Here is an 8,061-nt window from a genome sequence, read left to right on the forward strand (position 1 = left end):
ATACTCTCTCCCTTGATGGGAGAGAGACAGCTAAAGGTTTCGTTTAGAAACTTTTAGCAGAGAGGGTATTAGTTTTATTTGCAAAAATGTTGAGAAAATCAACCGCTTGCATTCCCCTCTCCCTGATTTTTCTTCTTACAAAGAAAAATCTGTCCTTCCCACAATGGGAGAGGGGGTAACTCAAGAAGGATTTCAAAATGTCAAAACAAATTAATGTGCCGGACATCGGTTCGGATGAAGTCAGTGTGACTGAAGTGATGGTAAAAGTTGGTGATACTATTTCAGTAGATCAATCAATTATTAACGTAGAAGGCGATAAAGCCTCTATGGAAGTGCCGGCTCCTGAAGCAGGTGTGGTAAAAGAAGTTTTAGTGAAAGTGGGTGATAAAGTTTCAACCGGTTCACCAATGTTAATTTTAGAGTCAGCAGATGCTGCTCCTGCTCAAGAAGCACCAAAAGCAGAAGCAGCTCCTGCTGCTCCAGTAGCAACAACTTCAGCCGTTGTTGAAGTAAATGTACCTGATATCGGTGGCGATGAAGTTAACGTAACCGAAATTATGGTTAAAGTAGGTGATAGCGTTGAAGTGGATCAATCTATCATCAACGTTGAAGGTGATAAAGCCTCAATGGAAGTGCCTGCACCGGTTGCCGGCGTAGTAAAAGAAATCTTAATCAATGTGGGTGACAAAGTTTCAACTGGTAAATTGATTATGAAATTTGAAACGGCTTCCGCAGCTACAGCACAATCTGCACCGGTTGCGGAAGCTGCTCCAGCTCAAGCTTCGGCATCAGCGATTAAAGATGTAAATGTACCGGACATCGGTGGTGATGAAGTAAACGTAACTGAAATTATGGTTAAAGTGGGTGATTCTGTTTCAGAAGAACAATCTTTAATCACGGTTGAAGGTGATAAAGCTTCAATGGAAGTTCCGGCTCCATTTGCCGGTGTGGTGAAAGAAATTTTAGTGAAATCAGGTGATAAAGTTTCAACCGGTTCATTAATTATGAAATTTGAAGTAGCGGGTGCGGCACCGGCTCCGGCGGCTGCTCAAGCGGCTTCAGCTCCTGCTCCACAAGCAGCAGCTCCGGCGAAAGCTGACGCAGCTCCGGCAGGTCAAAACCAATCAGGTTTAAGCCAAGAACAAGTGGTGGCTTCAGCTGGCTATGCACACGCAACACCGGTAATTCGCCGTTTAGCTCGTGAGTTTGGTGTAAACCTAGACAAAGTAAAAGGTACAGGTCGTAAAGGCCGTATCGTTAAAGAAGATATTCAAGCATACGTTAAAACGGCTGTTCAAGTATTTGAAAAACAAGGCGGAACAGCAGCGGCAGCAACAGGTGCGGCAAACGGTGCAGGCTTAGGTTTATTACCGTGGCCGAAAGTAGATTTCAGCAAGTTTGGTGAAGTTGAAGAAGTTGAATTAAGCCGTATCAATAAGATTTCCGGTGCGAACTTACACCGTAACTGGGTAATGATTCCTCACGTTACACATTTCGATCGCACAGACATTACCGAGTTAGAAAACTTCCGTAAAGAGCAAAATAAAGAAGCGGAAAAACGTAAATTAGACGTGAAAATTACCCCTGTGGTCTTCATTATGAAAGCAGTGGCAAGTGCATTAGAAGCCTTCCCTCGTTTCAACAGCTCAATTTCTGAAGATGCACAACGTTTAACCTTGAAAAAATACATCAATATCGGGATTGCGGTTGATACGCCAAACGGTTTAGTGGTGCCGGTGTTCAAAAATGTGAACAAAAAAGGCATTATCGAACTTTCTCGCGAATTAATGGAAGTCTCGAAAAAAGCCCGTGAAGGTAAATTGACAGCATCTGATATGCAAGGTGGCTGTTTCACAATTTCAAGTTTAGGCGGTATTGGTACAACGCACTTTACGCCAATCGTGAATGCACCGGAAGTGGCTATTTTAGGTGTGTCTAAATCTGAAATGCAACCGATTTGGAATGGCAAAGAGTTTGAACCACGCTTAATGCTTCCGCTTTCATTATCATTCGACCACCGTGTGATCGATGGTGCTGATGGTGCGAGATTCTTAAGCTATATTAATAGCGTGTTGGCAGATATTCGTCGTTTAGTGATGTAATTCGGTAAAGCTCCTCCTAAAAAAGTCCCTCTTTAGAAAAGAGGGGTAGGGGGAGATTTGATAGACGTAATTTACGAAGAGAATAAATTATTTGGTAGAAATTTGTGTTTGATTGATTGCTCTCTCACTTCGCTTTATATTCTGCCAAATCTCCCTTACCCCTCTTTGCTAAAGGGGGGGAATAAAAAGAGGAAAAACTATGAGCAAAGAAATTAAAACCCAAGTTGTCGTACTTGGTGCAGGTCCAGCAGGTTACTCAGCGGCATTCCGTTGTGCCGACTTAGGCTTAGAAACAGTAATTGTTGAGCGTTATTCAACCTTAGGTGGTATTTGCTTAAACGTAGGTTGTATCCCTTCTAAAGCATTATTACACGTTGCAAAAGTAATTGAAGAAGCTAAAAATGCAGTACACAACGGTGTGACCTTTGGTGAGCCAACGATTGATTTAGATCAGGTACGTGCTGGTAAAGAAGCCGTTGTTTCAAAATTAACCGGTGGCTTAGCAGGAATGGCTAAGGCTCGTAAAGTGACAGTAGTAGAAGGCTTGGCTGCATTTACTGGTCCGAATACGTTAGTCGCTCGTGATCGTGACGGCAATCCTACAACTATCACGTTCGATAATGCGATTATCGCAGCAGGTTCTCGTCCGATTCAACTACCATTTATTCCACACGAAGACCCACGAGTTTGGGATTCAACCGATGCTCTTAAATTAAAAGAAGTACCGAAAAAACTCCTTATTATGGGTGGTGGTATTATCGGTTTAGAAATGGGAACGGTATATAACGCGCTTGGTTCAGAAGTGGAAGTGGTTGAAATGTTCGACCAAGTAATTCCTGCTGCAGATAAAGATGTTGTAGCGATTTACACCAAACAAATCGAGAAAAAATTCAAGCTAATGCTTGAAACCAAAGTAACCGCAGTAGAAGCTAAAGATGACGGTATCTATGTATCAATGGAAGGTAAGGCTTGCAACGATACTAAACGTTATGATGCGGTATTAGTCGCTATCGGACGTGTGCCAAACGGTAAATTAATTGATGCCGGTAAAGCTGGAGTGGAAGTAGATGAGCGTGGCTTTATTCGTGTAGATAAACAAATGCGTACCAATGTGCCACACATCTTTGCTATTGGTGATATTGTCGGCCAGCCGATGTTAGCTCACAAAGGTGTACACGAGGGACACGTGGCAGCAGAAGTGATTGCAGGAATGAAACATTACTTCGATCCGAAAGTCATTCCGTCCATCGCTTATACTGAACCAGAAGTGGCTTGGGTTGGTAAAACTGAGAAAGAGTGTAAACAAGAAGGCTTGAACTACGAAGTGGCGAAATTCCCTTGGGCTGCTTCAGGTCGTGCGATTGCTTCTGAATGCTCAGAAGGTATGACCAAGTTAATTTTTGATAAAGATACTCACCGTGTATTAGGTGGTGCGATTGTTGGTAGCAATGGTGGCGAATTATTAGGCGAAATCGGTCTTGCAATCGAAATGGGCTGTGATGCTGAAGATATCGCATTAACCATTCATGCTCACCCAACGTTACACGAATCGGTAGGATTAGCGGCAGAAGTATTTGAAGGTTCAATTACAGACTTACCAAATGCGAAAGCCAAAAAGTGTTAATCAGATTATTTAATCTCTAAAAAATAAGCGGTTGTATTTTGTAAATTTTTTGCAAAATACAACCGCTTGATTATTTTTAAAACTAAACTATTGAATAGTGAGTTTTTTTTCAGCATTTGAATCTATAATGCTAAATTTAGCATTGACATAAAATGATAAATCCGTAAAATGCACCACGTTCCACAGCGCAATGTTGTGAGACTTCAAATGCGGGAATAGCTCAGTTGGTAGAGCACGACCTTGCCAAGGTCGGGGTCGCGAGTTCGAGCCTCGTTTCCCGCTCCAATTTCCAAATCTTCAAATCTTATGGCGTGTTAGCAAAGCGGTTATGCACTGGATTGCAAATCCATGTAGCTCGGTTCGACTCCGGGACACGCCTCCATCACTATTTAAATAGCAACTCTTGTTCTAAATTTTCAATCGCCTTTAAGCATTTCATTTTGCGATATTCTGTCTCTGTGATTTGGTTTTGCAGGGTTTGTTTAGTTGCCTCATTTTGTGTATTTAAATTTTGTTCAACTAGCCAGCTAATTTTCTCATTTAATGCACGTAACGCTTTACGGTATTCTTGTAAGCGTTTGTTGGGCGCTAAACGATGAATATTTGGAGAAAATTGATAGGAAGAATGGAATTGAGCTGATTCTGGCTTACTTTGGATTTTTTCTACGGCATTCTTTAATGCATCAAATTGTTTAACCAATTTTTCAGCGTAAAATTCACTATATAGCACCTCAGTTTGGTTCAATAATAGCTCAACTGTTTTTTCAATTTCAGCAATGAACACACTCACCAAACCGGTTTGCTGTGAGAAATAGGGTGAATTCAGAAAAATATTATCCGTTGAAAATACATTTAATTCCGAGAGGTTTTGTTTTATTTGGGCGATAAAAAGTTTTTTTTGCATGGTTGATGTTATCAATAAAGAAAATTTAAGTGAATTTTATTTCATATAACTTCTATTTTAAAGCAAAACACTTTGCGTACAAGCGGTTGATTTTTACTAATTTCTTACAATTCGTGCGTGAAAAACAGGCAAAAAAGAAATTAAATATCAAAAATGTGAACTATGTCACAAAATAAATGAACTTTTTGATAAGTTTGAACTATATCAAATTAAATATGAAAAATCCTTATTTATCAATATGTTATGCGCTTCATTTTTTCTGTTAAAAATGAGTGGATTTTCTCCAAATGAAATAATGTAATTATAACCATTTGATTTTAAAAGAAAAACTCCGTCTTTGTTTTGGAGTTTGAACTATTGACATTGAGTTTTCTTTTTGCAATTATTATGGCGACAACAATGTTAGGCGTTTTGCTGATACATTGTATCTTGGATAATTACTCTTACACCTTAATGAGGGTAATTACTTATCATATAACATATAAAATCTAAGGTGAAAATTATGAAAAAAACATTAGTTGCATTAGCAGTAACCGCGTTCGCAGCGTCAGCATCAGCAACCACCGTTTACGATGCAGAAGGTTCAAAAGTAGATTTTGATGGTTCTTTACGTATTGTTCTTGATAGAACAAATTCTAAAGAGCTAAACAATCATAATGTTGTTAAAACTAAAAAAGATGCACACACAGGAATCCGTAACACTGGTTCACGTTTTGGTGTAAGAGTAAAACATGATTTAGCTCAAGATTTCTATGCATTAGGTCGTGTTGAGTTCCGTTTTAACAAAAATACCAGTGATGATGGTTTTGGTGATTTATATACTAAACGTGCTTATGTTGGTTTAGGTAGTAAGCAATATGGTGAATTAACTTTTGGTCGTCAATTAACGATTGCTGATGATTTAAGTCAATCAGTAGATTACAACTACGGTATTAATCCAAAAGGCGATTATATTCAAACCGATGGTAACCAAGTTATTCGTTATAACTACCGTGGTGTTGAAAACTTACATGTAAGTGCAAACTATAACTTTGCACAAGATCGTAAAGATGGTGAAGTATTAGCAAATAAACTTCAAAATGCATACGGCATTGGTGCATTATACACTGTAGATAACTGGGATTTACGTGCAGCTTATGGTCATACAAACTACAAAACAGCTACTGATAGCACTAAGCACCGTAAAGATGGTGTATTAGGTTCTGTTGGTTATAAATTTGGTGACTTAAAATTAAGTGTTGACTCTGGCTATCGTCATGAAAAAGTAGAAAATGAGAAAGGAAATGCTTTCTATGTATCTCCAAACTTTGAATACCAAGTAGTACCAGCATCTAAAGTATATGGTAACTACCTATATGAGCGTGAAAAAGTGAAAAAGGTAAGTAAAGAAAAAACTCATGGCTTCTTATTAGGTGTTGACTACCAATTCCATAAACAAGTAGTTGCTTTTGTTGAGGGTTCTTATACTCGTACTAGTACTAAGGATTACAATAAAGTAACTAATGGTTATAAATACACAGGCAAATCAACTAACAAAGCTATCGGTGTTGGTATGCGTGTATACTGGTAATCAATTGATTTCCTAAATTGATAAACCCCTAACAATATTTATTGTTAGGGGTTTTGTTTTAAATATATGGTTCATTATGTTTTTTTAAGCGTATGGCTTTGCAAGTATTAGCAAAGCCAATTTTTAAATATAATAACTTTTGACCACTGGCACTATTTCTTTTTAGTCGGGCGTTGCCAGCCTTGAATGTGGCGTTGTGGCACACGGCTAATAACCAGTTCATTTTCCGCAATGTCTTTAGTGACTGTTGCACCGGCACCAATGGTTGAACCGCTGGCAATCGTGACCGGGGCAATGAGTTGGCTGTCTGAGCCGACAAATACGTTATCGCCAATAATGGTTTTGAATTTATTCGCACCATCATAGTTACAAGTGATTACACCTGCTCCGATGTTACATTCTTTGCCGATTTCCGCATCGCCTACATAAGTGAGATGATTTACTTTTGAACCTTTGCCGATGGTAGCTTTTTTGATTTCCACAAAGTTACCGATATGGGTTTCTTCCGCTAATTCTGCCCCCGGGCGTAAGCGAGAGAATGGACCGATAGCGGATTTTGCCCCGACAATCGAATCTTCAATCACAGAATAAGGTTTAATTTCAACATTATCGCCAATTTCGCAGTTTTTCAGTACGCAGCCTGCACCAATTTTTACATTGTTACCGAGTTTGATTTCACCTTCTAGAATGACATTCACATCGATCTGAACATCTTTTCCGTGGGTGACAGTGCCACGAAGATCAAAACGGCTTGGGTCGATAATAGCTACACCAGCCAATAACAGTTTTTCCGCCTCACGTTTTTGGTAGAACCGTTCAAGTGCAGCAAGTTGCAAACGGTTGTTTGCCCCTTCTACTTCCATAAATTCAGTTGCCTGAACCGCTTGTACTTTAAAGCCTTCTTGGTTTGCCATTGCGATCACATCAGTGATGTAATATTCACCTTGAGCATTGTTGTTATTTAGGTTTTTCAACCATTTTTTGAAGCTCGCACCGCTTGCTACCATCACGCCGGTATTCACTTCTTTGACTTTAAGCTGTGCTTCATTGGCATCTTTTTGCTCAACAATCGCTACCACAGAACCATTTTCACGAATAATTCGTCCGTAGCCTGTCGGGTTTTCCAATTCAACGGTTAGTAATGCAATACCATTTTCCGGTTTGGCTGCGATTAAACGCTCTAAAGTGGCTTTTGTGATTAGGGGGGCATCACCATAAAGCATTACAATGTTTTCATCATCAGCGAAAAAAGGAGCTGCTTGTTGCATTGCATGTCCTGTGCCTAATTGTTCGGCTTGGAATACCCAGTTTACAGGCTCTTCGCTTAAATGTGCTTTTAACAGATCGGCACCGTGTCCGTAAATTAAATGAATTTGCTGGGCATCTAGCTGTTTGGCAGTATCAATAACGTGTTTTACCATGGGTTTACCGGCAACTGGGTGTAACACTTTGGGTAAATCTGAATACATACGAGTGCCTTTACCGGCAGCTAAAATAACAACGCTCAGTTGAGTCATATAGAATCCTTATTTGACTAAATAGATGAAGGCTTATAGTAACGTGTAAATTGCTATAAGTGATATTTTTGTAATATTTTAACCTTTTTATAAGTGGATTTCATCGACAAGCAAAAGAAATTTGTCTGTTTGTTATCTTTTTCTATTATGTCGATTCTTATCTTGTGGAAAACTGGTATAAATAGGTAGCACTTATTTGTGCTATCTCTCTACAATAGTGTATATCTTTGCTAAAATATTAAATTAATTAGGGGCTGTCCTAGATAACGACTAAAAACTCCATTTAGGTTAAGATACCCAAATGAGAAAAAGTCGTCTAAGTCAGTACAAACAAAACAAACTCA

General features: G+C 39.2%; 5 protein-coding genes and 2 tRNA genes. 5 read left to right on the top strand and 2 right to left on the bottom strand.

Annotation, left to right across the window (positions count from 1 at the left end; translation table 11 throughout):
* The first annotated feature begins 197 nt into the window (after nt 1–197).
* From aceF to EDC41_RS10625, 4 genes are all read left to right on the top strand, one after another.
* Nucleotides 198–2,102 (top strand): pyruvate dehydrogenase complex dihydrolipoyllysine-residue acetyltransferase, encoded by a 1,905-nt coding sequence (aceF, locus tag EDC41_RS10610; RefSeq protein ID WP_006250499.1) that lies wholly within the window; start codon nt 198–200, stop codon nt 2,100–2,102.
* 199 nt (nt 2,103–2,301) lie between these two features.
* Nucleotides 2,302–3,726 (top strand): dihydrolipoyl dehydrogenase, encoded by a 1,425-nt coding sequence (lpdA, locus tag EDC41_RS10615; protein ID WP_006253130.1) that lies wholly within the window; start codon nt 2,302–2,304, stop codon nt 3,724–3,726.
* 209 nt (nt 3,727–3,935) lie between these two features.
* Nucleotides 3,936–4,011: transfer RNA gene (locus EDC41_RS10620), tRNA-Gly, on the top strand.
* 23 nt (nt 4,012–4,034) lie between these two features.
* Nucleotides 4,035–4,108, top strand: a tRNA-Cys gene (locus tag EDC41_RS10625).
* Between the two features lie 3 nt (nt 4,109–4,111).
* Here EDC41_RS10625 and priC read toward each other — a convergent pair.
* Entirely contained in the window at nt 4,112–4,630 is a 519-nt protein-coding gene (gene priC / locus EDC41_RS10630) for a primosomal replication protein PriC (RefSeq protein ID WP_006253128.1), read from the bottom strand.
* A 502-nt stretch (nt 4,631–5,132) separates the two neighbouring features.
* Between priC and EDC41_RS10635 the strand changes: the two genes are divergently transcribed.
* Complete coding sequence (locus tag EDC41_RS10635) at nt 5,133–6,200, top strand: porin (RefSeq protein ID WP_061888634.1); 1,068 nt, start codon at nt 5,133–5,135, stop codon at nt 6,198–6,200.
* A 152-nt stretch (nt 6,201–6,352) separates the two neighbouring features.
* On the opposite strand, the gene glmU is transcribed toward EDC41_RS10635, so the two are convergent.
* Nucleotides 6,353–7,717 (bottom strand): bifunctional UDP-N-acetylglucosamine diphosphorylase/glucosamine-1-phosphate N-acetyltransferase GlmU, encoded by a 1,365-nt coding sequence (gene glmU / locus EDC41_RS10640; protein WP_006250495.1) that lies wholly within the window; start codon nt 7,715–7,717, stop codon nt 6,353–6,355.
* Nucleotides 7,718–8,061 lie beyond the last annotated feature (344 nt).

The organism is Mannheimia haemolytica (genome assembly GCF_004342115.1).
GTDB classification, from domain to species: domain Bacteria; phylum Pseudomonadota; class Gammaproteobacteria; order Enterobacterales; family Pasteurellaceae; genus Mannheimia; species Mannheimia haemolytica.

Coding starts and splice junctions, on each gene's coding strand:
- lpdA (WP_006253130.1), top strand. CDS start 2,302: ATGAGCAAAGAAATTAAAACCCAAGTTGTCGTACTTGGTGCAGGTCCA.
- EDC41_RS10635 (WP_061888634.1), top strand. CDS start 5,133: ATGAAAAAAACATTAGTTGCATTAGCAGTAACCGCGTTCGCAGCGTCA.
- priC (WP_006253128.1), bottom strand. CDS start 4,630: ATGCAAAAAAAACTTTTTATCGCCCAAATAAAACAAAACCTCTCGGAA.
- aceF (WP_006250499.1), top strand. CDS start 198: ATGTCAAAACAAATTAATGTGCCGGACATCGGTTCGGATGAAGTCAGT.
- glmU (WP_006250495.1), bottom strand. CDS start 7,717: ATGACTCAACTGAGCGTTGTTATTTTAGCTGCCGGTAAAGGCACTCGT.